Genomic DNA, 26,443 nt, shown 5'->3' with positions numbered 1-26,443 from the left:
TGGAAACAACGGTGACCACGATGTCAGGGCGAGCTGTGCTGCATGATCCTGCCGCTTTCGAACTGATGGTCCAGAACATCAAGGACTACGCGATTTTCATGCTTGATCCGGAAGGCCACGTCGCGAGTTGGAATACCGGTGCTCAGTACATTAAAGGATACCGTGCCGAAGAAATCATCGGGCGCCACTTTTCAGTGTTCTACAGTCCGGCCGACATCGCGGACGGCAAACCCGAATATGAATTGCGGCATGCCGCCGAATTCGGCCGCGTTGAAGATGAGGGTTGGCGCGTCCGTCGGGACGGATCGAGATTCTGGGCCAATGTCGTGATCACAGCGCTGCGCGCGCCATCGGGCGAATTGTACGGCTTCGCAAAAATCACCCGCGACTTGACCGAGCGACGTGCAGAGGAGGACAAGCTTCGCCAGAGCGAAGAACGGTTCAGACTGATGGTCGAATCGGTCAAGGACTACGCCATTTGCATGCTGGATCCACAAGGCCGCGTGGCGAGCTGGAACGCTGGCGCCATGCAGATCAACGGGTACCGTTCAGAAGAGATCATTGGCCGCCATATGTCTGTCTTCTATCGCGACGACGATAACACCGACGGCATGCCTGAGCAGCAGTTGCAAGCCGCCGCGAACACGGAGCGTGTCGAGGACAATGCATGGCGCGTGCGCAAGGACGGCACATTGTTCTGGGCCAATGTTGTGATCACGGCGGTACGCGACGCCGCCGGCGCACTGCTTGGCTTCACCATGGTGACGCGCGATATGACCGAGCGCAAGCGTCTGGAGGAACTAGAGCTGTCCAGCCGCCGCATGAGCGAATTTCTCGCGATGCTCGCGCATGAATTGCGCAATCCGCTTGCCCCCGTGCGTAATGCAGTCAGCGTGATGCAGCTGGTCCCGAATGTCGATGCGACGATGCGTCATTGCCGCGACGTGATCGATCGGCAGGTCAGCCATTTGACGCGGCTTGTCGACGATCTGCTGGACATCGGGCGAATCACCACCGGCAAGTTGGAGCTGCGCCTGGCCTGCATCGACATGGCGGAAGTCGTCGCCCGCAGCGTGGAGGCTGCCCGCCCGTTCATCGACGAGCGTTGGCAGAGTTTGCACGTGCAATTGCCGCCCCAACCGGCCTGGGTCCGTGGCGACATGACACGATTGGTCCAGGCAGTGCAAAACTTGCTGGACAACGCCTCCAAGTTCTCGCCCAGCGGCGCTCGGATCAGCATTGAGGTCACTGTCGGAAAGCGCATGATCTTCCTGCGCGTGATCGACCAGGGCCGGGGCATCTCGCAGGAGGGTCTGAAGTCGATCTTTAACCTGTTCGTGCAAGAAAACCACGCACAGAATCCAACCGATACTGGCCTGGGAATCGGCCTGACGCTGTGCCGCTCGCTGATCGAGCTTCATGGCGGAATGATCGACGCGTCCAGTGATGGGCTCGGCAGCGGCAGCACGTTCACGATACGGTTGCCGATCGCCCGGCATCAAGCACAGGCGGATCCGCCGGCATCGTCCAGCGTCGTCATGTCTACACCGTCGATACCCCTACGGGTGCTCGTCGTGGACGACAATCGCGATTCCGCCGACAGCCTCGCCGTCCTGCTCGAACTCAAGGGCCACATGGCCCGCGTGGCCTACGATGGCGCGCACGCGATCGAGATCGCCCGCGTGTTCCTGCCGGATCTCGTGCTGACCGACCTGGCCATGCCCAATGTCGACGGGTTCGGCGTGGCGGGCGTATTGCGCTCGAGTGTGGACCTGTCCGGCTCGACGCTTGTTGCGATGTCTGGCTTCGGCCAACCAGGTGACCGCGCCCGATCGTTGGCCAGCGGTTTTGACGCGCACTTGGTCAAGCCGATTAAACCAGCCCAGTTAGATGCGCTGCTCGAGCGCAGCATGCGGCAAGCCAGTAAGGACTCCTTGCAACGCTGACGACTCGCGCCTCGGCATACGGTGCACCGTGCTTTCCTGCTCCCCGCTCGGTGCCCAGTGCCCAGTGCCCAGTGCTCAGTGCCCAGTGCCCAGTGCTCAGTGCCCAGTGCTCAGTGCTCAGTGCTCAGTGCGTCTGTACATCATAGATCGGCTGGACCGCTGGCGGGTGATGGCCGGTAAATCAGAACCGGTGGCGAACGCCTGCGGCGATCAATAGCTGGCTCCCACCCGATGCGGGCTCGGCGGTATTGATCATGGCTGGCACGCCAGCCGATGCGCGCTGGTAAATCGCCTCCATGTAGGTGTCGGTACGCTTGGAGAGCGCATAATCGAGTTGCACGGCGCCCTGGTGCCAGTGCGCATCGGACGCCTTCGTGTACGTGTATAGGCCGGCCAGCGTCAATGTGGGCATGAGTTGATATACGCCATTGACCTCGTAGTTGCTGAATCCGATCGAACGGGCACTGGCGCCCGTGTCGGCATCGGCAACACCCGTATAGATTGCACGAGACCACGCGGCACCCAGCGTCAGGTCTCCCAGCGCATAGTTCGCGCCGACGCCGTAGGTATTCTGTGCACCGACAGTGGCGTTGAACGCGTCGCGGTTCGAGCCGGGCAGCGCCGCGATATCGTAGGCGCCGGCTGCCGTCCTGCCGCGGCCGCCCACGTGAAGGTATGCGGCGCCCGCATTGAACGGGCCGTTCTGGTAGCTCGCCCCGACGCTGTACGCACGGTTGTTTGCGAATTGTCCCGCCGCGTTCGAGAACGCATACATGCCGCCCGCGCTGAAACCCGCGAATTGGGCACTGGTATACTTGATCGAATTACGCGCCAGGTATGAGTTGTTCGCATTATCGTTGTCGAACGGATGGGCGAACGCAGTGCCGCCCGCCCCGCCCGTTAGCGTAACGGGTGCAAAGTAGTCATGGACTGCATCGTATTGGTGACCCAGCGTGATCGTGCCGTATCGCTCGTTGCCTAAACCGACGTAATACGGATGATCATTCAGTGACTGCCCGTTGGTCACCGCGAAGCCGCGCTCGAGCCGGAACACCGCCTTGTTTCCGCCACCGAGGTCTTCCGAGCCTTGCACTCCCCAATAGCTGCCGTCGATCAAGCCGCTGGTCGCCTTGTACTGCGCATGGTCGGCGACATTGCTCAACCATGCGACACCAGTGTCCAATTCACCGTACAGCGCTACACTGCTCTGTGCGTGCACTTGGGTTACGCAGGCAGCTAACACGATTAAATAAAGGCGCCTGTCGATCAGGCGCCGATTTTGTTTGCCAGACATGGGTATGGGTCACTTGAAAAGAGGAAAGCTGCGAAGTCGACTTGTCGGGACGGCCGCAGTGGCGACTATAGCCTCGTCGTTCGGGCCGCCATGATGGACAGTGCGCCACGCGCTCTAATGCTTCGCATCTATTACGGTGAGCGGGCCACTGGAAGGCCCTGTAGGCATCGCTCGGCAAGACGCTGTTCGTGCACAAGCCCCGCGGCATCGTGTCGCCACAGCACGACGCCATACTGCTCGGTTTCACCCGGCAGGTGCTGGCATTGCGCGACGCAATCCGGTATCTCGGCCGCCCGATGCGCGTAGCGGATCAATACATCCGACTACATTGCACATTAGCCAGCCGGATGCAGTTCGCAATCGTGCACATCTCTGCTATACTCCATCGCTTTCGGGGCGTAGCGCAGCCTGGTAGCGTACCTGCATGGGGTGCAGGTGGTCGGAGGTTCAAATCCTCTCGCCCCGACCAGTCTCAAACCCGCGTCAGCTAAGGCTTTCGCGGGTTTTCTATTACTGCCTGTTTGTTGTGCAATGGGGAGGCGATATTAGAAGATTTCTAATATGTCTCATGCCTTCGGTACCGCTCGGCCCTTTCAACGTCCGCTAGTTCGACGACACACTGGCCTACCGCCCAGCACCACGTCGAGCTAACGAGCGGCGCGTCATCGGCGGCATCTCCGACCCACCACACACATAGCCTTGGAGCGCACGCAGCTTGTCTATTTCTCGCTGGTCGGCGGCGGCGACGGCAAAAACGCGTTGCGCAGTCGCTGTGTCGAGGTCTGCGTAGACGGCGGTTCCATGGCCCACGCGGGTAGCACTGGACACGTCATCGCGGTTGGCTGAACCGTTACGGACGGCGACGCGCAGCCGACTTGCCCAGCCCACTCGCCACGCGATGGAGCTAGCCTATTTGACCGGACAGCGGCCGGCGGATGTGCTTAAGCTGATGTGGGCCAACGTGCGGGACGGCGATACCGTTCACCGACCGCCTCTATCCATTCCCGTCGTGTTGACATACTGAGCCTGCTCGCCATAAGTCGTCCCCGCCAGCATTCTGACGGGTCACACATTACATGAGGCAACAGGCTCCGCTCGGTAGCAAAAAACCTGAGTCAATGCGACCGGCCAAGATGATTGTCGCTGTCCACCAGTCAATGCGAGGACGTTCTCGAAAAAAGTGAGTTCGCCCGCGCAGCGCTGGGAAGTCGTGCAGCAGTTTCTTAAACAATACGACTATTCGGAGCGCCGGGCGTGCGCGCTCGTTGGTCTGAATATCCTTGCACAGGATGAACTATGCCGAGGCAATCCACTCTTTCTATCCAAGACGAGCATTGAGCGCATCGAACCGATCCGGTGGATAAAATGCTAGATCACTGTGTTTTCACCATTCCTGCATGACGCCAGCCTTCGCTCCATACCAGCACCTCGCGTCAATCCTTCTTCCGTTTGCAACGGAAGGGGACGACGGCGCTCACGACGTAGCCCACCTTCAACGCGTGTGGAAAAACGCGTTCGCCATCCAGTCAAAGGAGGGTGGCGACGCACAAGTGCTGTTCGCCGCCGTCCTGCTGCACGACTGCGTTCAGGTGGAAAAGAACTCGCCGCTGCGCGCGCAAGCCTCTCGGCTGGCTGCCCGACGCGCTACGCAAATTTTGCGGCGACTTGGATGGCAAAAAGAGAAGATTGAATCCGTCGCTCATGCAATCGAAGCGCACAGTTACACGGCCGGTATCGCGCCAAACACGCTCGAAGCCAGGATTCTGCAGGACGCCGATCGGCTGGACGCCATCGGCACACTCGGTATCGCACGATGCTTCTACGTCGCTGGACGCATGGGATCGCAACTCTATGCACACGCCGATCCGCACGCACAATACCGGCCGCTGGATGATGCGCGATACGCGCTTGACCATTTTCACGTGAAGCTATTAAAGCTCTCCGCCCATTTTCAAACGCCGGAGGGTCAGCGCCTGGCCAAGCAGCGTCACGAACGACTAGCGCGCTTCGTGGATGAATTGTCGGAAGAGATCTGAAGGCACGGTAACCGCCCCGAACCACGAGGAATCGGTGACACGCCTATCAAGTAGATCAGCAAGGGAAGAATGCGCCCGTCGATGGGTCAAGACCGCTTGCCGTCCGTCAGTAAAACGATCACCTGACGGATTTCGTCGCGCAGTGCGCCCACGTCCACGGCAACAAGCCGAAGATCCGCTGGCTGCACGCCCGCCTCGCCCGTCGGGACCGCACCACCCGGCTCGTCCGGCAACAGCGCACCGCGTGAATCGAGTCGGTTACGCGCACCGTTGATCGTGAATCCTTGCTCATACAACAACTCTCGGATCCGTCGGATCAGCAGTACTTCATGATGCTGATAATAACGCCGGTTTCCGCGGCGCTTGACCGGCCTTAACTGCGTGAATTCTTGCTCCCAATATCTGAGCACGTGCGGCTTGACGCCGCACAGTTCGCTGACTTCACCGATCGTGAAATACCGCTTCGCGGGTATCGGGGGCAACGTGACTTTGTCCATCGTCACACGCTCGTCATGTCGGTCTTGGATGCGTCCAGGGGGCTAACACGGCCAGCGGACCCTGACACGGCTACATTCAGCGTGACTGCAGATTCGCGGCGCCGGATTCGACCTGCGCCTTCAGCTTTTGGCTCGCATGGAAAGTCACCACGCGCCGTGCCGCGATTGGAATGGCCTCGCCGGTCTTCGGATTGCGTCCCGGACGTTGCGGCTTGTCGCGCAACTGGAAGTTGCCGAATCCAGATAGCTTGACGCTCTCACCATTTTCAAGCGCATCGCGAATTGCCTCGAAGAACGCTTCGACCATGTCCTTTGCCTCGCGCTTGTTCAGACCGACCTGATCGAACAGCAACTCGGCCAGCTCGGCTTTTGTCAACGTCGGCGTCTCGGATGAAACCGGATTGCTGTAGGCCGGATTATCGCGACTCATCGCACTGCGTTGCGCAGACAGAAGTGCTTCAAATTCACTCGAGTTCATTGGATGCTTATCGTATAAGAATGGCCCCTGGTTTCTTTCGGTCAAATCGGATTTCGATTTAGCCGCGCAACCTTGCACCAAAGACTCGAGCCAAGCGCTCCACCAGGGTTTTGACGGCTAGATCAACCGTCTCGTCCTGAAGGGTCCCGCCAGTATCTTGCAAGGTTACCCGGAACGCAAGGCTTTTCTCGTCAGCCGAGAGCCCCCCCGAAACAGCGCCAGAACCGATTTGCTTCGCGTCGAATTTCGGCCGGAATTCGTCGAATAGCACCATTTTTTGCACGAACCGGAGTGCATCGTTGCCAATCCGCGCCTGCGCGAACTCATCGAGTATTGATTGGACTTCGACATGCTGCGGCACGACCAACGCGATGTCACGGCGCACCGGCGGGAATTTCGAGATCTCAGTCACGACCGGTAACGCACGCCCGGCCACCGCGTCAGCCTCGACCTCGAACAGTACCGGCGCGTGCGGAAGATCGTATTTTTGCAGCCAACGCGGATGCAGCTCGCCAATCCAACCGACAATGCGACCATTGATCTCGATTTGCGCACTGCGCCCCGGGTGCAATGCCGGATGCGAGGCCCGTGTGAAGCGAGGCACCGTCGGTGCAAACAGCGCCTGCACATCGCCCTTCACATCGAAAAAATCGACATGTCGCACCGATACCCCCCATTGTTCGTCGACGACCGGACCATAGGCCAACGCACCGATCATTTTCGGTTGGGCAAAGCCTTCCACCGTCAATTCGCCATCCTTCACTGTCGGGTCCGCGCGAAAGACCCGACCAGCCTCGAACACGCGCACGCGCTCCGCACGCCGATTCAGGTTATGCTGCAGCACGCCGATCAAGCTGCCGAACAATGTCGAACGCATCACCGACAGCTGGCTCGCGATCGGGTTGAGCAGCGCGACGGGCCGCTCATTACCGGCGAAATCCCGTTCCCACTCAGCATCGACAAAACTGAAATTGACCGTTTCCGCATAGTCGCGCGCCGCCAGCGCACGACGCAACGCATGGACCGAGCGCCGCGCCTCGTTCGTCGCGTGCATCTCGTTCGTCGCGATTGGCGCGCGCGCCGGGATCTTTTCGAATCCGTGGATGCGAGCCACCTCCTCGATCAAATCCTCCTCGATCTCGATGTCGAAACGGTAGGTTGGCGGCGTCACAATAAACGTATCGCCATCCGCCGCACGCTCGAATGACAAATTCAAGCGCGTGAAGATGCTGGCAATCTCGTTCGCCTCAATCGGCACGCCAATGATCCGGTTTGCCCGCGACACGCGCATCGAGACGGGCTTGCGCTGCGGCAGGTTGACGATATGATCGTCCACCGGACCGGCGTCGCCACCGCAGATCGTCGTGATCAGGTGCGTCAGGTACTCGATATGCTCAACGGTGGTCGCGTAGTCCACGCCTCGCTCGAAGCGATGCGCGGCATCGGTCGAGAAGTTGTATTGGCGAGCGCGTCCACGGATGCTGTCCGGCCACCAAAATGCCGCTTCCAAATAGATATGCCGCGTATCGAGCGTCACCGCAGTACTGTCGCCGCCCATGATGCCGGCCAGGCTTTCGACACGTCCCTGATCATCCGCAATCACGCCGACCGTTTCGTCCAGCTCGATCGTATTGCCGTTGAGCAGCTTCAGCGTCTCGCCACGCTTGCCCCAACGCACGTGCAAGCCGCCGTTGATCTTGTCCAGGTCGAATATATGCGACGGACGCCCAAGCTCGAGCATTACATAGTTCGAAATATCAACGAGCGCCGAAATGCTGCGCTGTCCCGCTCGCTCAAGCCGCTGGACCATCCATGCAGGCGTGCTGGCCCGCGCATCGACATTACGGATCACGCGGCCGGAGAACCGTCCGCAAAGCTGCGGCGCCTCAATACGCACCGGTAACCGTGCATCGCAGGTGACCGGAACAGGGTGGTAGGACGGTGCGTTGAGCGGCGCCCCGGTAATCGCAGCCGTCTCGCGTGCGATACCGAACACCGATAAGCAATCGGCCTTGTTCGGCGTCAGCTTGATCTCGAAAATGATGTCGTCGAGCTGCAGCACGTCGCGGATGTCGCGTCCGATTAGCGTATCGTCCGGCAACACTAACAGTCCGCTGTGGTCATCTGACAACTTCAGTTCGCGAGCCGAGCACAGCATGCCCTGGCTTTCGACGCCGCGCAGCTTCGACAGCTTAATCTCGAACGGCGCACCGCCCGCTTGCGCGGGTGGCAGCGTCGCGCCGACCAGCGCGGTCGGCACCTTGATGCCGGGCACCACGTTCGGCGCACCGCACACGATCGTCAACGTCTGCCCCGTGCCCGCGTCAACCTGACACACGTTCAGCTTATCCGCATTCGGATGCTTGACGACCTCGAGCACCTTGCCCACCACGATCTTCGAGGTCGGCGGCGCCACCGGCGCCCATTCCTCGACCTCGAGCCCCGCCATCGTCAGCGCATGCGACAGCGCCTCCGTCGACAATTGCGGATCAACAAAGCTTCTTAACCAGGATTCAGCAAATTGCATGGGGTGTCGATAAGGAAAGTCAGGTCACGCAAACTGGCGCAGGAAACGCAGATCGTTCTCAAAGAACGCGCGCAAGTCGTCCACGCCGTAGCGCAGCATCGTCAGTCGCTCCAGGCCGCTGCCAAATGCAAAGCCAATATAGCGTTGCGGGTCGAGCCCCATATTGCGCACCACGTTCGGATGCACCTGCCCCGAGCCGGAAATTTCGAGCCAGCGCCCGGCGTTTCTGCCGTGCTCGAACTTCATGTCGATCTCGGCGGACGGTTCGGTAAACGGGAAGTACGATGGGCGAAAACGCACGAGGATGTCGTTGCGCTCGAAAAATTTCTTCAAAAAGTCCGTGTAGACGCCCTTCAAGTCTGCAAAACTAACGTTCTCATCGATCCACAGCCCCTCGACCTGGTTGAACATCGGCGAATGTGTCGCATCGCTGTCGACACGATAGGTGCGCCCGGGGACGATGACCTTAATCGGCGGCTTATTCATCCGCGCATATCGGACTTGCATCGGGCTCGTATGCGTGCGCAGCAACAACGGCCTGTCTTGCGCGTCCTTCGCGTCGAGATAAAACGTGTCCTGCATCGAGCGCGCTGGATGGTTTTCGGGGCTGTTCAGCGCGGTAAAGTTGTACCAGTCGGTTTCGATCTCCGGCCCGTCGGCCACGTCGAAGCCAATTGAATGAAAAATCTGCTCGACGCGCTCCCACGTCTGCATCACCGGATGCAGACTGCCCACGCCCGCGCCGCGCCCGGGCAGCGTCACGTCGATCGCCTCGGCAGCTAGCCGCTGATTCATCAACGCATCGGCGAGTGCCTGGCGACGTGCGTTCAGTGCCGCCTCGACCTGCTGTTTCGCGACGTTGATGCGAGCGCCCTCGCTCTTGCGCACCGCTGGATCCAGCTTGCCCAAGCCTTTCAGCAATTCGGTCAACGCACCGGCCTTGCCGAGGAAGCGCGCCTTTTCGTTTTCGAGCGTCACGGTGTCCGCAGCATTCGCAAAGGCACGCTGCGCGTCGGCGACGATCTGCTCAAGATCGGGAGATCCCATCATTTCAACGTCTGTCAGTGGATCAAAAAGGCTTGCGGCCAACAAAAAAACGGGGGCTCCAGCAAGAGCCCCCGTTCAAGTCTGCCGGTCAGCGTGCGGCCCAATGGGCGCGATACGACCGACCCGGCACCGACTGTCCTTGCGGTTAGCGGGCAACGGCGGCTTTCACCTGTGCCACGATGGCAGCAAAAGCGGCCTTGTCGAACACGGCCATGTCGGCAAGCACCTTGCGATCGAGCTCAATCGACGCCTTCTTCAAGCCGTTCATGAACACGCTGTAGGTGATATCGTGTTGCCGCGCCGCTGCATTGATACGCGCAATCCACAGGCGCCGGAACACGCGCTTCTTATTGCGGCGATCGCGGTATGCGTACTGACCGGCACGCATGACCGCCTGCTTCGCGATCCGGAACACATTATTGCGACGGCCACGATAGCCCTTCGCAAGGTTGATAATCTTCTTGTGACGGGCCCGTGCGGTAACCCCACGTTTGACTCGAGGCATGTTTCTCTCCTATGAGTTCGATTCAGGGTTACGCGAACGGCATCATCGCGCGAACGGAATTGACGTCCGACGCATGGACATCCGTGCTGCCACGCAGTTGGCGCTTGTTCTTCGTCGTTTTCTTCGTCAGGATGTGACGCTTGAAGGCCTGACCGCGCTTGACGGTACCGCCCGGACGCACGACAAAGCGCTTGGACGCGCTTTTCTTGGTCTTCATCTTAGGCATTGCTACCACTCCAGTTTTTTATGGCCACAGGTGTGCGGCTCAACACTCCGCCCTTGCAAGACCCGGGGACCACTTGTCGTCGGCGCGCATTGCGATTGCATCACGCGCCGCCTTTTCGGAAGACGCCGTACCGGCCGCCTTCGAAACCCGCATCGTGCGCTGCATCGCAAGCGGCAGCATGCCGCGCGCGCAACGCACGCCCATCACTTCTTCTTTTTCGGCGCCAGCACCATCACCATCTGACGACCTTCCATCTTTGGCATTTGTTCGACCTGACCGTACTCGTCCAGATCCTGGCGCAGACGGTCCAGCATCCGCATGCCGATTTCCTGGTGCGCCATCTCGCGCCCACGGAATCGCAACGTGATCTTCGTCTTGTCGCCTTCGTCGAGGAATCGCGTCAGGTTGCGCAGCTTGACATGGTAATCCCCATCGTCGGTGCCCGGGCGGAACTTGACTTCCTTCACCTGGATCACCTTCTGCTTGAGCTTCGCCTCGTGCTGCTTCTTGGCTTCCTGATACTTGAACTTGCCATAGTCCATCAGGCGGCACACAGGCGGCTGTGCATGCGGAGCAATCTCGACAAGGTCGACATCGTGCTGTTCCGCCAAACGGAACGCCTCGGCCAGCTTCACGATGCCAATGGGTTCCCCATCGACCCCAACCAGACGCACCTCCGGCGCGCTAATTTCACCGTTGATGCGATGCGACGACTTATCAGTAGCGATGTTACGTTTCCTCTAAAAATCAAAAAACTAGCCGCGTTGCTGATGGCTCACCCAAGTACCCGCACTTCATTGTGCAGGCGCTCGAGGAAGGCTTCGACCGGCATCACGCCCAGATCGACGCCGCCACGGGCACGCACGGCTACCGTTTGCGCATCGCGCTCCTTGTCGCCGACAACTGCCAGATACGGGACTTTTTCGAGCGCGTGTTCTCGTATTTTATAGCTAATCTTTTCGTTACGCAAATCCGCTGCCGCCCTAAACCCTTGTTTTTTCAATGATTGGGCAACAATATTCGCGTAATCGGCCGAACTTTCTGCAATATTCATCACCACGACCTGCGATGGCGCGAGCCACAGCGGCATAGCACCAGCATGATGCTCGATCAGAATGCCAAGGAAGCGCTCCATCGAACCCACAATCGCACGGTGCAGCATCACCGGGCGACGACGACTATTGTCTTCGGCCACGTATTCCGCGCCGAGGCGCTCCGGCAACACAAAATCCAATTGCAGCGTGCCACACTGCCACGACCGCCCCAGCGCGTCCTTGATGTGGTACTCGATCTTCGGACCATAGAACGCCCCCTCACCATCGAGCTCCTGCCACTGCAGGCTGCACGCAGCCAGGGCTTCTCGCAAGCCCTGTTCTGCGCGGTCCCACGTCTCATCCGTGCCCGCGCGCTGCTGCGGCCGCAACGCCAGCTTGATGTCGATCTGCTCGAAGCCGAAGTCCTTGTACACGCTCATCGCCAGCGAATTGAACGCGATCGACTCGGCAATCACCTGGTCTTCCGTGCAAAAGATGTGCGCGTCGTCCTGCACGAACCCGCGCACCCGCATCAGCCCATGCAGCGCGCCCGAGGCCTCATTGCGGTGACATGAACCGAACTCGGCAAAACGCAGCGGCAGATCGCGATACGAATGCAGGCTATGATTGAACACCTGCACATGCCCCGGACAGTTCATCGGCTTGATCGCGTAGTCGCGTTTCTCCGATTCCGTCGTGAACATGTTCTCGCGATAGTTCTGCCAGTGACCGGAGCGCTCCCACAGCGAGCGATCCATGATCATCGGCGTCTTCACCTCGAGGTAGCCGGCCTCGCCGAGCCGGCGCCTGAGGTATTGCTCGACCTGCTGCCACAGCGCCCAACCCTTCGGGTGCCAGAACACGAGCCCGGGAGCCTCCTCCTGCAGGTGGAACAAATCCAGCTGCTTGCCGAGCTTGCGATGGTCACGCTTCTCAGCCTCTTCAAGCATGTGAAGGTACGCGTCCTGCTCCTCCTTGCGCGCCCACGCCGTGCCGTAGATCCGCTGCAGCTGCTCGTTGTGTGAATCGCCACGCCAATACGCGCCGGCCAGCTTCATCAGCTTGAACACCTTGAGCTTGCCCGTGGAGGGCACATGCGGTCCGCGACACAGGTCCGTGAATCCGCCATGCGAATACAGCTTGATCTGCTCGCCTTGCGGAATCGACTCGATGATCTCCGCCTTGTAGCGCTCGCCGATGCGTTTGAAGTAGTCGACTGCCTCGTCGCGCGACACCACGCGCCGTGACACCGGCTCGTCCTTCTTAGCGAGCTCGTGCATGCGCTGCTCGATGCTTTGCAAGTCTTCGGGCGTGAACGCGCGGTGATAAGCGAAATCGTAGTAGAACCCGTTGTCCACGACCGGCCCGATCGTCACCTGGGCCTGAGGAAACAGCTCCTTGACCGCATAGGCGAGCAAGTGCGCCGTCGAGTGGCGGATGATCTCAAGCCCCTCCGGGTCCTTGTCCGTGACGATCGAGACATTGGCGTCGCGCTGGATCACGGCCGACGTGTCCACAAGCTCGCCATCGATCTTGCCGCCAAGCGCCGCCTTCGCAAGACCCGGACCGATCGACGCGGCCACTTCGGCCACCGTCACCGGATGATCGTATTGCCGGATAGAGCCATCAGGCAGTCGTACCGAAATCATTGCGTTCTCCTGGCGCCGTGCCATATACGGTTAAGTCGGGGGCCGGAAACAAGGCCAAAAAAAATGCGGCCCTATCGAGGGCCGCATTTCAGATTCAACACAAAACAAAGGTCGAAACAGGTCCTCGACTAGCGTCGCTCCGGAAAAGTCCCAGTCAACGTTCGCGGTGTCATAACCATTTCGCCCGATGGCCGCCGATGAGCGGCCTTTGCTTTGCATTGGATTCCGCTAGGAATCCGTATTCGTTGGTAGGCTCGATTGGACTCGAACCAACGACCCCCACCATGTCAAGGTGGTGCTCTAACCAGCTGAGCTACGAGCCTGAAGAAGCCGTGATTATAGGGAGGTTTTCATCTGTTGCCAAGTGTTTTATGCAAGGGGTGTCGTGAGTCCGTGCATTTATCCGGGTTTGTAGCACGGCATGTGTCCGGTTTTGGGTGTCGTATGAAGCCACCCGTGAGCCAGGCAGCGCCTTCGTGTCTATATTGGCAACGACTTAGCAGACACTTTGTGCGAACACTACGAGCGCGTCGTGGGCAACGACAACTGCGTGATGTTCGGGCGGCTCAAATTACAGAGTCCAGTCGAGTGCACACGGGCTCACTACGTCAAACGGCGCGTGCGGGTGCCTCGCTAAGCGGATCGATTGCGCTATATCGACGCAAAACGCCCTACTTGATGGGTTACAAAAGGGTTACAAAATTCGCCGCAGATCACTCGGTATTTTCAGCAATACTTCGCCTGCGCAAGCCAAAGTTGCTTACGATAAGCAACTTGCTGGGGCTGCCATCGAGGAGAGACTCAAGCAAAACAGTTTCCAAATTTCCGGAACAATTCGCAATACCACATTTGGCGTACTTACCCATGGAATTCGATCCAAACGTTGCATTCGGCAGCACTCAAGTAGCGCTATACGCTATGGAGAATCAAGCCAGTCGTCCTGCGGCAGCTACGCCGCCCCGCTCTGCGTGTCTGGTCGCACCGGCGCGCGCCAGCGTGCAGCACCTCCCGGTGGCAGGTCCTTCAACCCGCGGTGCGCTGAATAGTCTAGTGGAAAGCCGCTCGACGAGTTACCGCGAATTGCCGCCAGAAATCCTTCAACTAGTGGCGAATTACACGCCATTTGACGACATTGGCAGCCTATCAGGTGTGGATAAGGGTACCTATCACGCGCTGCAGGAATGGCGGCTAAGCTGGCTTTGTCGTCAACGTGCCGAGCATGTCGCTGCGCTGGATCTCCCGTCGGTGCAACAGTTGCTCACCCAACTTGAAGATATTCGCGCCAAACCGATGCTGCGTATTCAGCCTCTTCAGGCACTGTGGCGCCGAGCAATGAAAGATTTGCCCGACGCACAACATCCAGCGGCATTTCAACAAGTTTTTGAGGCAGCGGGCCGTGTGCCAAAATACGGTCTGCCGCTACAAAAAGACATGATTGTATCCATATGTGATTTTCCATATTGGCAGCAACCCAATTTGTATCAAATTGCATATGCAGACGCCGAACGACGGAGTCTTGAACAGGGTAGCACCTGGACTGCCCTTTTATCGCTGCGAAGGCACTGTTCATTCTCTCCCAAGCCAGTAAGCGATTTTTTGGCTCGGCTTCCCACGCTGAACGTGGAAGATCAGTTCGATTTGCTCATGGAACTAACCGAACAGATAAGCGACTTTCGCTCTCGCAAAACGATCGTTGAATTCTACGAAGCATTGTTCCAAGGGGTGCAGCGCCTGCCCGAGTCTTACCGTGGTGCACCGATCGGCGCATTGGCCAAAAACATGCGGTTGTTACCGACGACAAAAAGATCCGTGCACTACGCCAATCTATGGCGCTTAACGTTGTCACTGCCCGATCATCAATTAGGTAGCGCGCTAGAGTATTTGCCATCCGCATTGGCAACACTGCCGCTAGCTCAGCATACGCACGAGCTTTCCCTGCTGGAACCCGTTATTCAGCGTGTGTTGCCCGAGCAGCGTGCACAGGCGGCGTTTGGACTGCTCTACGGCACACCGCATCTGAAACAAGGATGGCAGCGTGCACTGCACCTGCTTGATAACGGTAGCGAAGCGGACGCACTCCATATGTTCTCTAAATTGGAAAGCTTGTCTATGCGAGCACAGCTGCCTGAACAGCAATGGGAAGAAATCAAAACCGAGGTTAGGGCTTTCGTTGAGCGCAACCGGTTCAGCCAGGAGACCCGCGCCGCACTCCTCGCCTATATTGCAGGATAATCGGGCGACCAAGACATGTATCAAGCCTTGCGGTCAAGCATTGTACCCAAAGCCTGCGCACCCAATCCCCGATCCTGGTCAGTAGTCAGTATTGTGCGTCGTTTTACGGCAACTGTGTTCGCGGCAAGCGCACGCAGTCCGGCAGATTGTATAGGCTTGTCTATAGTTACGTGGCGCTACGTTGTAGCGCCACGCCCCTATTTACCCTGTTATGCGGGAGACAAGTCATGCCATCGCCTAGACTGCAAAATCATTTTCAAATTGATGACGGATTTTACTCGACGCCGGCACAACAGCATGAAATACGGTCGGATACCGCATCGCAACGCACTGCGCCGAGCCGCGCCGCGACTGTAGTCTCGCCGTCACTGATGGAGCTTCGTGCATCCAGAGCACCCTCCCACCCGGCCAAAATTGTTGACAATGAGCTTGCCGTTGCAGCCTATATAGTCGGGCGAAATAGAATAAATGGAACACCTGCAGCTGACGAGCAGGTCCAAAAACTCAGAATAAGTCAGACTATTATTGATAAGACACGTCAGCGTCTCGCAGCTGGCCGAGGCAATATACATGAAGATTATGAAAGCAAGGGTTTCGATCCTTATGTGCGCACCAAGGTTTCACGTGCAATGGCAGAGATAATGGGATCCGTTTTAATTGGCGCACTAATACACAATAATTTTCCCACAGACGATAAAATCCATTATCTCAACTACATTCCTGCCGATTTTTCATTTCGGCTGCAAACTAGCTTGTTGCCAGATGAAAACCAACATTTGGCCGACTATATCGGACAGATATGCTCGTTGGCGGTTGCTCGCTTTGTTGGAGCCGGTTGTTGTGGTGAGTATGCACAAGAAGCAACGGTAATCGGTGCAAAAGACGCTTTTATTTTAAACAGCGAAATAAACCAAACTGCGCTTCTTGTAGGAGCCCCGCCAGAAAAATTAGATCATGCATGGTCTGAAATACGTACCCGTCTTCAACCCAGAGATGGTTTTACATTTCTCCCAGAAAACAATATCTTTTCGCCCCAAAATGATGACGTTATAGTAGACCCATGGGTAAATGGCCCGCCAGTGTTTAGAGAGGACTCACGGTACGCATCGACTAAGCCAGAGGAGTTTAGATTAAGCTACTTTCCACCGATAGTAGATCAACTTGCGCGGGAAGTAGAAATGACAATGAATAACAGCGAAAGTATAAAACTGGACTTTTACGCGTTATATTTTTATTATCAGCAGCAGCTTCCAAATCCTTCTCAATTCTATGGAGAACCTCCTTCGATCAGCGATGAATATGAAGATAGATACGTTAATAAGGTAGAGAATAGCCCTCGTATCACGGGAAAGGCTCCACTCGAGAAGTTACAACTTGAGGTTGCCGCTGTACAAGTCAATCGTGCTTTCGGCTTACCGTTGAGCGCAGCAATGAGAAAAGAGAATGTTACGCGCATCACGAAAAAATTTGATGAGCTACTAGAACCGCTTAGGCCAAAATTCGACGATGGCTCCGCCGGTGGGATTCGTCCACGCGCACTCGAGCCAATGCAGCGAGATTAATTGTGTGAACTGCTCCGGGATAACCTGTCTGATTTTCGGACCGGCCCAATCTTGGAAAACAGCCTTGATTGATTCGTTTGGGTTTTCCAAACTAGATTTAGAGCGAGTTTTCCGGCGTTTCGGGTCCAGCCACATCCGGCAAAAGCGCCAGCTGACGGGCAAATTCAGCTGGCACCCACTGCCAGTGCCTCCTTCGTAGAAAGATCCACGATCGTCAAGGTTTGCAATTTCAAACCATCAGCGAGCTGATAGACCATAGAAAAATCCATACTCCAAGCATCGTTCGGTTTGGCTAGCATGAACTTCGCCATCCGTGTCACCCCCCTCTTTCTTCACTTCAGCAGCTTCGAGCGCAATTGCAACTGCTTTTCGCAGTACAGCCGGTACGCCGGGTTCTTCCCCAACGGCCAGCCTTCGCGGTGCGACAGTGTTTTATGTAAAGGGGCGGATGCAATGCCAGCCTTTTATGCGATGCGATGGCTTGGACCGACACGATCCTCACGCCGACGTGGCAAACGACCTCCTTCGTCGGCATTCATTGACGCCGCTTCGCCCGGACCACACCTTGCACATCGCCGAGCAGCGTGGCGGCACGCTGCACCTGCGCGCTGTTGGACACCTCCACGGTGAATTGCATATACGCAACATTGCGGCGCGTCTGGGTCTTCACGCCCACCAGATTAATCTTCTCGCGTGCGAACACCTCGGTGATGTCGCGCAGCAACCCCTGGCGATCGACAGCTTCAACCGCCAAGTCGATTGGGTAGACGCTTTGGCCGCGGCCGCTGAGCACGTCGTTGGCCCAAGCCGTAGGCAGCACGCGCTCCGGCACGCGCGCGGCCATGCGCAAAAAGCTTACGCAATCACTGCGATGGATCGAGACTCCCTTGCCGCGCGTCACGAAACCGGCGATCTCGTCGGGCGGCGCCGGCCGGCAACATTTCGCCAGTTGCGTGAGCAACGCATCCACCCCCACAACCAGCACGCCGGTCGACGCCCCGGACGCAACACTGGCGCCGCTGCTGCGCCGCGCAAAATTCGCAGGCTCCAGCCCAGACGGCTCCGAGGTAGGCGCATCGCGAAGCGCCTGCTCGACCGAGCGCGGGCTGAGTTCGTCCTTGCCAACTTGCAAGAACAGTTCGTCCGGTGTCTTGAAGCCGAGCTTCGCAGCAAGTTCATCGAGATTGACCGACGTGCGCCCCTCGCGTTGCAGCGTCTTTTCGACAGCGGCCCGGCCTGATGCGATGGTCTCCTGCAACTCAATCGCGTTAAACCACGCCCGCACCTTTTGCTTGGCGCGCGCGCTATGCAGATAGCCCAGTTGCGGGTTGAGCCAGTCACGCGACGGCCCCCCCTGCTTGACCGCGACGATCTCGACCGTCTGCCCGTTTTGCAGCGGTGTGTTCAGCGGCACCATCGCCCCGTCCACGCGAGCGCCCCGGCATCGATGCCCGAGTTCGCTGTGCACGTAATAGGCAAAATCGACCGGCGTCGCTCCCTGCGGCAGCGCCACCACGCGCGCCTGCGGCGTCAGCACGTAGATATGGTCATCCAGCGGCGTCTGCCGTAGCTGCTCCCACGATTGCGACAGCGAGTCGCTGCCGGACACTTCATCCTTCCACGCAAGCAACTGCCGCAGCCACGCGATCTTCTTGTCGTACTTGTCACTGGCGGCGAACTGGCCGTCGTATCCGCGGGTTCCTGCCTCCTTGTAGCGCCAATGCGCGGCAATGCCATATTCGGCAAAACGATGCATGTCGTGCGTGCGGATCTGTACTTCGAATGCCCGGCCGTCATCGCCGATCACCACCGTATGCAACGACTTGTAGCCATTGGGCTTCGGCCGGGATATATAGTCGTCGAACTCGCGGGGCACCGGCTGCCAGATGTTATGCACGATACCGAGCACGGTATAACAGTCCTTGACGTCCGGCACGATCACGCGGAACGCGCGTACATCGTTGAGTTCGGAGAACTCGAGCTTTTTGCCGCGCATCTTTCGCCAGATGCTGTAAATATGCTTAGGGCGTCCACTCACCTCCGCATCGATGCTCGCCGCCGCAAGCTCGCGCTTCAGGCGCGCGATCGCATCGCGCACGTACGATTCACGCTCGACCCGCCGCTCGTCGAGCAGCTTTGCGATACGCTTGTAGGTCGCCGGCTCCTCGAAACGGAATGCGAGGTCCTCCAGCTCCCATTTCAATTGCCAGATGCCGAGGCGGTTCGCAAGCGGCGCATAGATTTCCAGCGTCTCGCGCGGCAACTCCGCCGGCGGCGCCAGCTTGTGCGCCGCATAAAAGCGCAGCGTCTGCAGCCGCGACGCAAGCCGGATCAGCACGACGCGAATATCTTGCGCAAACGCCATTAGCATTTTGCGCAGCGCCTCGACCTGCGCACGACGATGTGCCTGCGCGTCGCGGCCCTTGTCGCTGTCAGGTGTCGTTGCCTGAATGCCAATGACGCCGAGCCGCAGCAGCTTGCGCACATCCGTGACCAGTTGCAGCACGTCTTCGCCGAAACGCTCGCCCAGCAAGCGTTCCGGCTCGCTCAGATAGGGAATCACCGGGAATAGCGCCGCCGCCACAGATGACGGAGGATCGACGTTCAGCGTATTGACGATCTGCGCGGTACCCTGCGCGTGCTCAACGAGCATCTCGCCCGACCCAAGTCGCACCCCACTGGCGTGCTCCCGCACGAAGGCAAGCGCGTCGTCAAGCGTCGCTGCCAGCAACTGGACGCGGGTTTCGGGTTCGGTACTCATCTGTCAAACTAGGACAGCGCCGGCGGCTGCCGCGCGGCGCGATAGCACGGGAAACGCTCAGCTTCGCTGCGCGGCAATCACTACGACTTCGACCAGGCATTCCGGATCGGCGAGCTTGGCCTGCACGGTGGCGCGCGGCGATGTATTGCCGTTGGGCACCCATTCGTCCCACACGTCATTCATTACGGCGAAATTCGCCATGTCGGAAAGGTAGATCTGCGTCGACAAAATCAGCGACTTGTCGCTGCCGGCCTCCGCGAGCAGCCGGTCAACGTGGCCGAGCACCTCGCGCATCTGTCCAGCAATGTCTTGCTTCGTGTCTTCGGCGATCTGACCGGCTAGGTAGACGGTGCCATTGTGCACGGCAATTTCGGATAAGCGGGGACCGACATGAAAACGTTGCACTGCCATGGTAAATATCCTGTGGAGTCGATGAAATCAAACGCGCGCCATCGCACGCCGGCTCATTGCAGCGTCGGCGCCGGCCGATGCACAAGCGCCGGCTCGCCGCCGCCAAAGAATGCTTCGGCGATCGCGATCTGCTCATCGTGCACAAATGTGGGCGCATGGCCGACGCCGGCAATCTCGGCGGCCGACACTTGGCGGCCACGCTGCTGCATCGCCTCGACGGTCTCGCGCGACAACAGATCGGACTGCTCGCCCCGCACCACCAGCGTAGGCCCTGGAATTGCCTCGAAGGCGCGCCACAGCAACGTTTGGCCGGTACTCGCGAGTTCCGCCTTACTGGCCTCAAACGGCATCGCGATGCGCGGGTCATAGTGCAACACCCACGCACCGGCATGATGCCGCAGCAACGGCCGATTCAACGCCCGCCATTCGTCTGGCGTATGCGCACCGAACCCCGCTAAGATCGAGGCCAGATAATCGTATGCCTGCTGCTCGGTAGCGAACTTCGGCGCGTTGCCGACGTACTCGCCGATCCGGCGCAGCGCATCCGGCTCCAGCGTTGGCCCGACGTCGTTAAGCAGCAGCTTGCGCACCGGACTGTTCGGCAGCCCGGCCAGCACCATGCCGATCATGCCGCCCATCGACGTGCCGAACCAATCCACGGTCTCGACATTCAACCGAGCAATCAGTGTCACCATATCCGACACGTACTGCGACAATGCGTATTGCTGCGCATTGTCGAGCCAGTCGGACAGCCCACGACCGGCGACATCGGGACACACGACGCGAAAACGGTGCCGCGAGGCGGCTGGCCAGCGCATCAAAATCCCTRGCCGGTACGGGTCAGGCCATGCACGCAAACAAGCACGCGCGGATTGGATGGGTCACCCCATTCGGTGTAGGCAATCCGGTGCAGGCCGGTGGGACTGATACAGCGCACGAAGCCCTGGCGCGGTGTACGGGGGTCGGGCGAAGCGGACGGAGCCGGCATGGATGTATCCTGAAACGTAATGACTCAATTTTAGCGTGCTTTGCGCACGCGGCCTGCCAGCTCCACGCATCATAGCCGATCGGCCGACGCACACGCGGCCGCAATCCCCCCTGACCGCCACAACCGTCACGATACGGCGGCGCGGGCGTGCCGCGGCTATCGTCCCGACTATGCGAGCGCGCTCACGTCGAGCGGCACACCGGTCTTGCGCTGGATTGCCTCGATGCTCACGCCGGGCGCGATCTCGACCAACTTCAGGCCGGCCTTGGTCACATCGATCACGCCCAGGTCGGTGACGATCCGGTTCACGACGCCGACGCCGGTCAATGGCAGCGTGCATTGCTCGAGGATCTTGTGCTGGTCGCCCTTGGCCACGTGCTCCATCAGCACGATCACCCGCTTGACGCCGGCCACCAGGTCCATCGCGCCGCCCATGCCCTTGATCATCTTGCCAGGGATCATCCAATTGGCGAGGTCGCCGCCCTGGCTAACCTGCATCGCGCCCAGAATCGCCAGGTTGATGTGCCCGCCGCGAATCATCGCAAACGAGTCGGCGGACGAGAAGATCGACGAGCCGGGTAAGGTCGTCACCGTCTGCTTGCCGGCGTTGATCAGATCCGCGTCGACTTCGTCCTCGGTCGGCGACGGACCGATGCCAAGCAATCCATTCTCGGATTGGAGCCACACTTCGATGCCATCCGGTACATGGTTGGCTACCAGCGTCGGCAGCCCGATCCCCAGGTTCACATAGAAGCCGTCCTGCAATTCCTGCGCGGCGCGCGCCGCCATTTCATCTCGATTCCAGGCCATCTCAGTCTCCTTTGCGCGCTTATTTCTGGCGCACGACGCGTTGTTCGATGCGCTTTTCCGGGTGCGCATTGTGCACCAGCCGTTGCACGAAGATGCCGGGCGTATGGATCGCATCCGGGTCAAGCTCGCCAGTCTCGACAATCTCCTCGACTTCGGCAATCGTGATCCGGCCTGCCATGGCACACATCGGATTGAAGTTACGCGCGGTACGGCGATAGATCAGATTGCCCGCCTTGTCGGCCCTCCAGGCCTTAACGAGCGCGATATCGGCGGTCAATGAGCACTCGAGCACATAGTGGTCGTCGCCGAACTGCCGCGTCTCCTTGCCTTCGGCGATTACCGTGCCGTAACCGGTATTGGTGAAGAAGGCCGGAATGCCGGCGCCACCGGCACGCAACTTCTCGGCCAGCGTGCCTTGCGGCGTGAACTCCAGTTCCAATTCGCCGGCCAAGTATTGACGCTCAAACTCTTTGTTCTCGCCCACGTACGATGAGATCATCTTTTTGATCTGTCGCGTTTCGAGCAGCAGGCCCAGTCCAAACCCATCCACGCCCGCATTGTTGCTGATACAGGTGATGCCTCTGACGCCCGAATCGCGCAGCGCGCCGATGAGCGCCTCTGGGATCCCGCATAAGCCGAAACCGCCGACCGCGAACGTCTGGCCGTCCTTGACAATGTCCGCCAGCGCTGCCTGGGCACTCGGATAAAGCTTGTTCATGTCGCTGTCCCTTTCTCTATGAATATCCCGCTTCAGTGCGAGGGGCTACGCGGGTCCGGTGCTACGGTCGCGGCACGGCGCCAAATTGGGTGTGCAAAGGTTACGCTGAGCGGAGGTTGCGGCACAATACACAAAAGCACATAAGCGCCGCACCGCACGGAACCGTCGTCGGTACTGTTCGCGACGGCCGTGACGCTCGCCGCAGCATGCCGGCATACGTGATTGATATAACCGATGCCTGAACTAAATTACCAAACTGCGTTCCACTTTGCGCCGCTCAGTCTCGAGCAGCGCGCGCCGCGGCCGGTAGTTCGGGCGCGTCGTGGCTACCGCGCGAGCGCGTGATCGAGGATTGCAACGAGCCGTTCTGTGTGATCTTTCGGCACCCGCGACGCGCCGCGTGGCCGTCAAACTGACGCCGCGCAATGAGTCACGGGCAAGACCAGCAAGCCAATCGGCCGCGCATTGGACGTCAGCTCGCGCACCGTAGACATCTATCGCGCCCGACTGATGCGCAAGTGCGGCAGCGGCAATACGACTGAACGAGTCCAGCGGTTGCTCGGCTGAGCACGCCGCGCGGATTGCCGATTACTGCACGGACCGAAAGCCGGCTGAATAGCGCGCATCCCGTGGACACAAACAGGAAGCGCGCGGGGGCCGCCCTGCCCAGCGTGGCTACTCGAGCGCTGCGAGCAGTGCCTTAGGCAACGGCACCGACTTGCCCGCGTCGTAATCGACCCAAACAATCTTCGCACCCCCTTGCGCGACGAGCTCGTTGGGCGCGTCGGTGCGCGTCAACTCGAAGCGCGAGTCCAGACTGCTGCGTCCCGGCTTGCCGATCCGCATCGTGCCGCGTACGTCGCCGGGATAGCGCAGTTGGCGCAGAAAATCCATGTGCGCGCTGACGATCACCGGGCCACACCCGCTCTCATCCGGCACAGGCAAGCGTAACGTCTCGAACCAGGAGACCCGTACCTGTTCCATATAGCGGAAATAGACGACATTGTTCACATGTTGAAACGCGTCCATGTCTGCCCAGCGGATCGGCAACACCATCTCGAACACGTGGCGATACATGTCAGAAGACATCAGACCAACCCCAATCCGTCGTCGGCGGCCATCACCGAGCCGTTGATAAAGTGCGACTCGTCGGCCGCGAGCAGCAACAACAACCCGTCCAGGTCCTCCGGCGTGCCGGCCCGCTTGCGCGGCAGCATCGCGAGCAGTTTCTGTTCGTGCTCCGTGGACGCGTGATGGTGGCTGAATTCGGTATCGATGTAACCGGGGCAGATCGCGTTGACATTGATGCCATGGCGTCCCCACTCGAGCGCCATTGCCTTGGTCATATGCACGACAGCGGCCTTGCTCATTGCGTACAATCCGATTTGCGGCAACGCGCGCAGGCCGGCAACCGATGCAATGTTGATGATCCGATAGCATGGCTTCGCATCCGCTGCGCCATTGCCCCGCATGATCATGCGCTTGGCGACCTCTTGCGCCACGAAAAATGCGCCACGCGTGTTGGTGTCAAACACGTATTCGAAATCGGCCGGTGTCACATCGGCCAGTTTCTGCGTCGTCGATACGCCGGAATGGTTGACCAGGATGTCGATGGTGCCTGCTTCGGTTTCGGCGTGCGCGACCGCGGCCTTGATGCTGCCATAGTCGGTCACGTCCAACGCGACCACATGCGCCGCGCCTCCCGATGCCTCGATCTCGGCGCGTAGCTCCTTGAGACGCTCAGTGCGGCGGCTCGCCAACACCACTTTCGCGCCCGCGCCCGACAGCACCTGCGCGAAACGCTTGCCCAGACCGCTCGACGCACCAGTAACCAGCGCGACCTTGCCTTCAAGATTGATCGAACGACCCATTGGAATTCCTTGTTCAGGTGAAGAGGACAGACCGTATCGCACGCTGCGCAATACGTTATCATAAAACAGAACGATCGTGCTAATTCACTGCCCTTCGGTTGCGGCCACCAGTCGCTTCCCGGACAATGGCACCCGACTAAAACGCATTCTAACGGAGAGAACGTCAATGACCCCGCAAAGCTGGATCGAGCAGTACGGGCCACGCGAGTCGATGGAGTACGACGTGGTAGTGGTGGGCGGCGGGCCGGCGGGGCTATCGGCGGCGATCCGACTCAAGCAGCAGGCGGCGGAGCAAGGGGTGGAGCTGGCGGTGTGCGTGCTGGAGAAAGGCTCGGAGATTGGCGCGCACATCTTGTCAGGAGCGGTGATGGACCCGCGCGCGCTGGATGAGTTGATTCCGCAATGGCGTGAGCGAGGTGCGCCGCTGACGGTGCCCGTGGTGGAGGATCGGTTCCTGTTTCTGAGCCGTACGGGGACGTTGAAGACGCCAAACTGGGCGTTGCCGGAGAACTTCAAGAACCACGGCAACTACGTGGTGAGCCTGGGCAACGTGACGCGCTGGCTGGGCCAGCAGGCCGAGGCGCTAGGGGTGGACCTCTTCCCGGGCTTTGCCGCGGCCGAGGTACTGTACAACGAGCGCGGCGCGGTACGCGGAGTGGCCACCGGCAACCTAGGAGTGGGCAAGGATGGCCAGCCCACGGAGCACTTCCAGCTAGGCATGGAGCTGCATGCGAAGTACACACTGTTCTGCGAGGGCGCGCGCGGGCACCTGGGACGGCAGCTAGAGGAGCGCTTTGGGCTGCGCGAAGGGGTGGATCCGCAAGTGTACGGCATCGGCATCAAGGAGCTGTGGGAGGTGGAGCCGGCGCGGCACAAGCCGGGGCTGGTGATCCACACGGCGGGCTGGCCGCTAGATGCGAAAACCTACGGCGGCTCCTTCCTGTACCACCTGGATAACCGGCAGGTGGTGGTGGGGTTCGTGGTGGGGCTGGGCTATGAGAACCCGTACCTGTCACCATTCGAGGAGTTTCAGCGCTACAAGACGCATCCGGCAATCCGCGCGTTCCTGGAAGGGGGCAAACGGGTGTCGTACGGGGCGCGCGCGATCACCGCGGGCGGGCTGATGTCGCTGCCCAAACTCACGTTTGCAGGCGGGGCATTGGTGGGGGACGAGGCGGGATTTTTGAACGCCTCGCGCATCAAGGGCAGCCATGCGGCGATCAAGACCGGGATGCTGGCCGCAGAGGCGGCGTTCGAAGCGTTGCAGGCAGGCCGTGGGCACGACGAGCTGCTTGCGTACCCGCAGGCGTTCGAGCGCTCGTGGCTGTACGAGGAGTTATACCGGGCACGCAACTTCAAGCAGTGGATGAGCAAGGGGCTGTACGTGGGCTCGCCAATGGTGTTCATCGAGCAGAAGCTACTGGGTGGCAACGTGCCGTGGACGCTGCATCATCGGCATGCGGATCACGAAATGCTCAAGCCGGCGTCGCAGTGCCAGCCGATCGCGTACCCGAAGCCGGACGGTAAGCTCACGTTCGATCGGCTCTCGTCGGTGTTCATCTCGAACACGAATCACGAGGAGAACCAACCAGCGCACCTGACGCTCAAGGACGCGAGCGTGCCGGTGCGCATCAACCTGCACGAGTACGCGGGCCCAGAGAGCCGCTACTGTCCGGCGGCGGTGTACGAGTTCGTGCGCGCCGAAGAGGGCGGCGAGCGGCTGGTAATCAACGCGCAGAACTGCGTGCACTGCAAGAGCTGCGACATCAAGGATCCGACGCAAAACATCGTGTGGGTCACGCCCGAGGGCGGCGGCGGCCCAAACTACCCGAACATGTGACGCCACGCAGC

Annotated in this window: 21 protein-coding genes, 2 tRNA genes and 3 pseudogenes; 7 read left to right on the top strand and 19 right to left on the bottom strand. The window is 59.5% G+C overall.

Annotated features, from left to right (window positions below; genetic code table 11):
• The first annotated feature begins 20 nt into the window (after positions 1–20).
• The gene (locus tag RBRH_RS05360) at positions 21–1,946 is read left to right on the top strand and encodes a PAS domain-containing hybrid sensor histidine kinase/response regulator (RefSeq protein WP_049786367.1); all 1,926 of its coding nucleotides are present in this window, start codon (positions 21–23) and stop codon (positions 1,944–1,946) included.
• Positions 1,947–2,127: 181 nt separating this feature from the next.
• Here RBRH_RS05360 and RBRH_RS05355 read toward each other — a convergent pair whose 3' ends face one another.
• The gene (locus tag RBRH_RS05355) at positions 2,128–3,240 is read right to left on the bottom strand and encodes a porin (protein ID WP_013434991.1); all 1,113 of its coding nucleotides are present in this window, start codon (positions 3,238–3,240) and stop codon (positions 2,128–2,130) included.
• A gap of 392 nt (positions 3,241–3,632) precedes the next feature.
• Here RBRH_RS05355 and RBRH_RS05345 point away from each other — a divergent pair.
• A tRNA-Pro gene (locus RBRH_RS05345) sits at positions 3,633–3,709 on the top strand.
• A 155-nt stretch (positions 3,710–3,864) separates the two neighbouring features.
• Here RBRH_RS05345 and RBRH_RS20125 read toward each other — a convergent pair.
• Positions 3,865–4,113: pseudogene (locus tag RBRH_RS20125) on the bottom strand (hypothetical protein); the annotation flags it as partial.
• A gap of 524 nt (positions 4,114–4,637) precedes the next feature.
• Here RBRH_RS20125 and RBRH_RS05340 point away from each other — a divergent pair.
• On the top strand, positions 4,638–5,276 hold the full coding sequence (locus RBRH_RS05340; protein WP_013434987.1) for an HD domain-containing protein: 639 nt from the start codon (positions 4,638–4,640) through the stop codon (positions 5,274–5,276).
• 86 nt (positions 5,277–5,362) lie between these two features.
• Here RBRH_RS05340 and RBRH_RS05335 read toward each other — a convergent pair whose 3' ends face one another.
• The 9 genes from RBRH_RS05335 to RBRH_RS05295 form a co-directional block, all read right to left on the bottom strand.
• Entirely contained in the window at positions 5,363–5,773 is a 411-nt protein-coding gene (locus RBRH_RS05335; protein ID WP_041753364.1) for a MerR family transcriptional regulator, read from the bottom strand.
• Between the two features lie 76 nt (positions 5,774–5,849).
• Positions 5,850–6,251 carry an integration host factor subunit alpha gene (locus RBRH_RS05330; RefSeq protein ID WP_041753362.1) on the bottom strand — a complete coding sequence of 134 codons (402 nt, stop codon included), beginning with the start codon at positions 6,249–6,251 and terminating at the stop codon, positions 5,850–5,852.
• Between the two features lie 58 nt (positions 6,252–6,309).
• Positions 6,310–8,778: a phenylalanine--tRNA ligase subunit beta gene (pheT, locus tag RBRH_RS05325; RefSeq protein WP_013434984.1), complete on the bottom strand. Its 2,469-nt coding sequence runs from the start codon at positions 8,776–8,778 to the stop codon at positions 6,310–6,312.
• Positions 8,779–8,802: 24 nt separating this feature from the next.
• Entirely contained in the window at positions 8,803–9,825 is a 1,023-nt protein-coding gene (gene pheS, locus RBRH_RS05320) for a phenylalanine--tRNA ligase subunit alpha (protein WP_041754189.1), read from the bottom strand.
• Between the two features lie 145 nt (positions 9,826–9,970).
• The gene (gene rplT, locus RBRH_RS05315; protein ID WP_013434982.1) at positions 9,971–10,330 is read right to left on the bottom strand and encodes a 50S ribosomal protein L20; all 360 of its coding nucleotides are present in this window, start codon (positions 10,328–10,330) and stop codon (positions 9,971–9,973) included.
• Between the two features lie 28 nt (positions 10,331–10,358).
• Entirely contained in the window at positions 10,359–10,556 is a 198-nt protein-coding gene (gene rpmI, locus RBRH_RS05310; RefSeq protein ID WP_041753359.1) for a 50S ribosomal protein L35, read from the bottom strand.
• A gap of 203 nt (positions 10,557–10,759) precedes the next feature.
• Positions 10,760–11,284: a translation initiation factor IF-3 gene (gene infC / locus RBRH_RS05305; protein ID WP_083813434.1), complete on the bottom strand. Its 525-nt coding sequence runs from the start codon at positions 11,282–11,284 to the stop codon at positions 10,760–10,762.
• 47 nt (positions 11,285–11,331) lie between these two features.
• The gene (thrS, locus tag RBRH_RS05300) at positions 11,332–13,239 is read right to left on the bottom strand and encodes a threonine--tRNA ligase (protein ID WP_041754188.1); all 1,908 of its coding nucleotides are present in this window, start codon (positions 13,237–13,239) and stop codon (positions 11,332–11,334) included.
• A gap of 246 nt (positions 13,240–13,485) precedes the next feature.
• Positions 13,486–13,562: transfer RNA gene (locus RBRH_RS05295), tRNA-Val, on the bottom strand.
• A 541-nt stretch (positions 13,563–14,103) separates the two neighbouring features.
• Between RBRH_RS05295 and RBRH_RS05290 the strand changes: the two genes are divergently transcribed.
• A complete protein-coding gene (locus RBRH_RS05290; RefSeq protein WP_041753357.1) occupies positions 14,104–15,471 on the top strand; it encodes a hypothetical protein in 1,368 nt (455 codons plus the stop codon).
• A 227-nt stretch (positions 15,472–15,698) separates the two neighbouring features.
• Positions 15,699–17,033 (top strand): hypothetical protein, encoded by a 1,335-nt coding sequence (locus tag RBRH_RS18715; RefSeq protein WP_157864353.1) that lies wholly within the window; start codon positions 15,699–15,701, stop codon positions 17,031–17,033.
• A 164-nt stretch (positions 17,034–17,197) separates the two neighbouring features.
• Here RBRH_RS18715 and RBRH_RS20895 read toward each other — a convergent pair whose 3' ends face one another.
• From RBRH_RS20895 to RBRH_RS05260, 6 genes and pseudogenes are all read right to left on the bottom strand, one after another.
• The gene (locus RBRH_RS20895) at positions 17,198–17,332 is read right to left on the bottom strand and encodes a transposase family protein (RefSeq protein ID WP_162145547.1); all 135 of its coding nucleotides are present in this window, start codon (positions 17,330–17,332) and stop codon (positions 17,198–17,200) included.
• A gap of 236 nt (positions 17,333–17,568) precedes the next feature.
• On the bottom strand, positions 17,569–19,794 hold the full coding sequence (locus RBRH_RS05280; RefSeq protein ID WP_013434975.1) for a RelA/SpoT family protein: 2,226 nt from the start codon (positions 19,792–19,794) through the stop codon (positions 17,569–17,571).
• Positions 19,795–19,851: 57 nt separating this feature from the next.
• The gene (locus tag RBRH_RS05275) at positions 19,852–20,205 is read right to left on the bottom strand and encodes a RidA family protein (RefSeq protein WP_013434974.1); all 354 of its coding nucleotides are present in this window, start codon (positions 20,203–20,205) and stop codon (positions 19,852–19,854) included.
• 53 nt (positions 20,206–20,258) lie between these two features.
• Positions 20,259–21,193, bottom strand: a pseudogene (locus tag RBRH_RS05270) (alpha/beta fold hydrolase).
• Between the two features lie 168 nt (positions 21,194–21,361).
• A complete protein-coding gene (locus tag RBRH_RS05265; protein ID WP_041753355.1) occupies positions 21,362–22,003 on the bottom strand; it encodes a CoA transferase subunit B in 642 nt (213 codons plus the stop codon).
• A 19-nt stretch (positions 22,004–22,022) separates the two neighbouring features.
• The gene (locus RBRH_RS05260; protein WP_013434970.1) at positions 22,023–22,721 is read right to left on the bottom strand and encodes a CoA transferase subunit A; all 699 of its coding nucleotides are present in this window, start codon (positions 22,719–22,721) and stop codon (positions 22,023–22,025) included.
• Positions 22,722–23,049: 328 nt separating this feature from the next.
• Between RBRH_RS05260 and RBRH_RS21265 the strand changes: the two are divergent.
• Positions 23,050–23,288: pseudogene (locus RBRH_RS21265) on the top strand (LuxR C-terminal-related transcriptional regulator); the annotation flags it as partial.
• 108 nt (positions 23,289–23,396) lie between these two features.
• On the opposite strand, the gene RBRH_RS05255 reads toward RBRH_RS21265, so the two are convergent.
• Entirely contained in the window at positions 23,397–23,810 is a 414-nt protein-coding gene (locus RBRH_RS05255) for an acyl-CoA thioesterase (RefSeq protein WP_013434967.1), read from the bottom strand.
• Positions 23,810–24,592, bottom strand: coding sequence for an SDR family oxidoreductase (locus tag RBRH_RS05250; protein WP_041753353.1), 783 nt, complete (start codon positions 24,590–24,592; stop codon positions 23,810–23,812). Before RBRH_RS05250 ends, RBRH_RS05255 begins: the two co-directional genes overlap by 1 nt.
• 166 nt (positions 24,593–24,758) lie before the next feature.
• Between RBRH_RS05250 and RBRH_RS05245 the strand changes: the two genes are divergently transcribed.
• Positions 24,759–26,432: an electron transfer flavoprotein-ubiquinone oxidoreductase gene (locus tag RBRH_RS05245; protein WP_041753351.1), complete on the top strand. Its 1,674-nt coding sequence runs from the start codon at positions 24,759–24,761 to the stop codon at positions 26,430–26,432.
• Positions 26,433–26,443 lie beyond the last annotated feature (11 nt).

Origin of the sequence: Mycetohabitans rhizoxinica HKI 454 (genome assembly GCF_000198775.1) — a bacterium.
Taxonomy (GTDB): Bacteria; Pseudomonadota; Gammaproteobacteria; order Burkholderiales; family Burkholderiaceae; genus Mycetohabitans; species Mycetohabitans rhizoxinica.
Note: the sequence above shows the minus strand (reverse complement) of the source record. Positions and strands in the feature narration are given on the sequence as shown.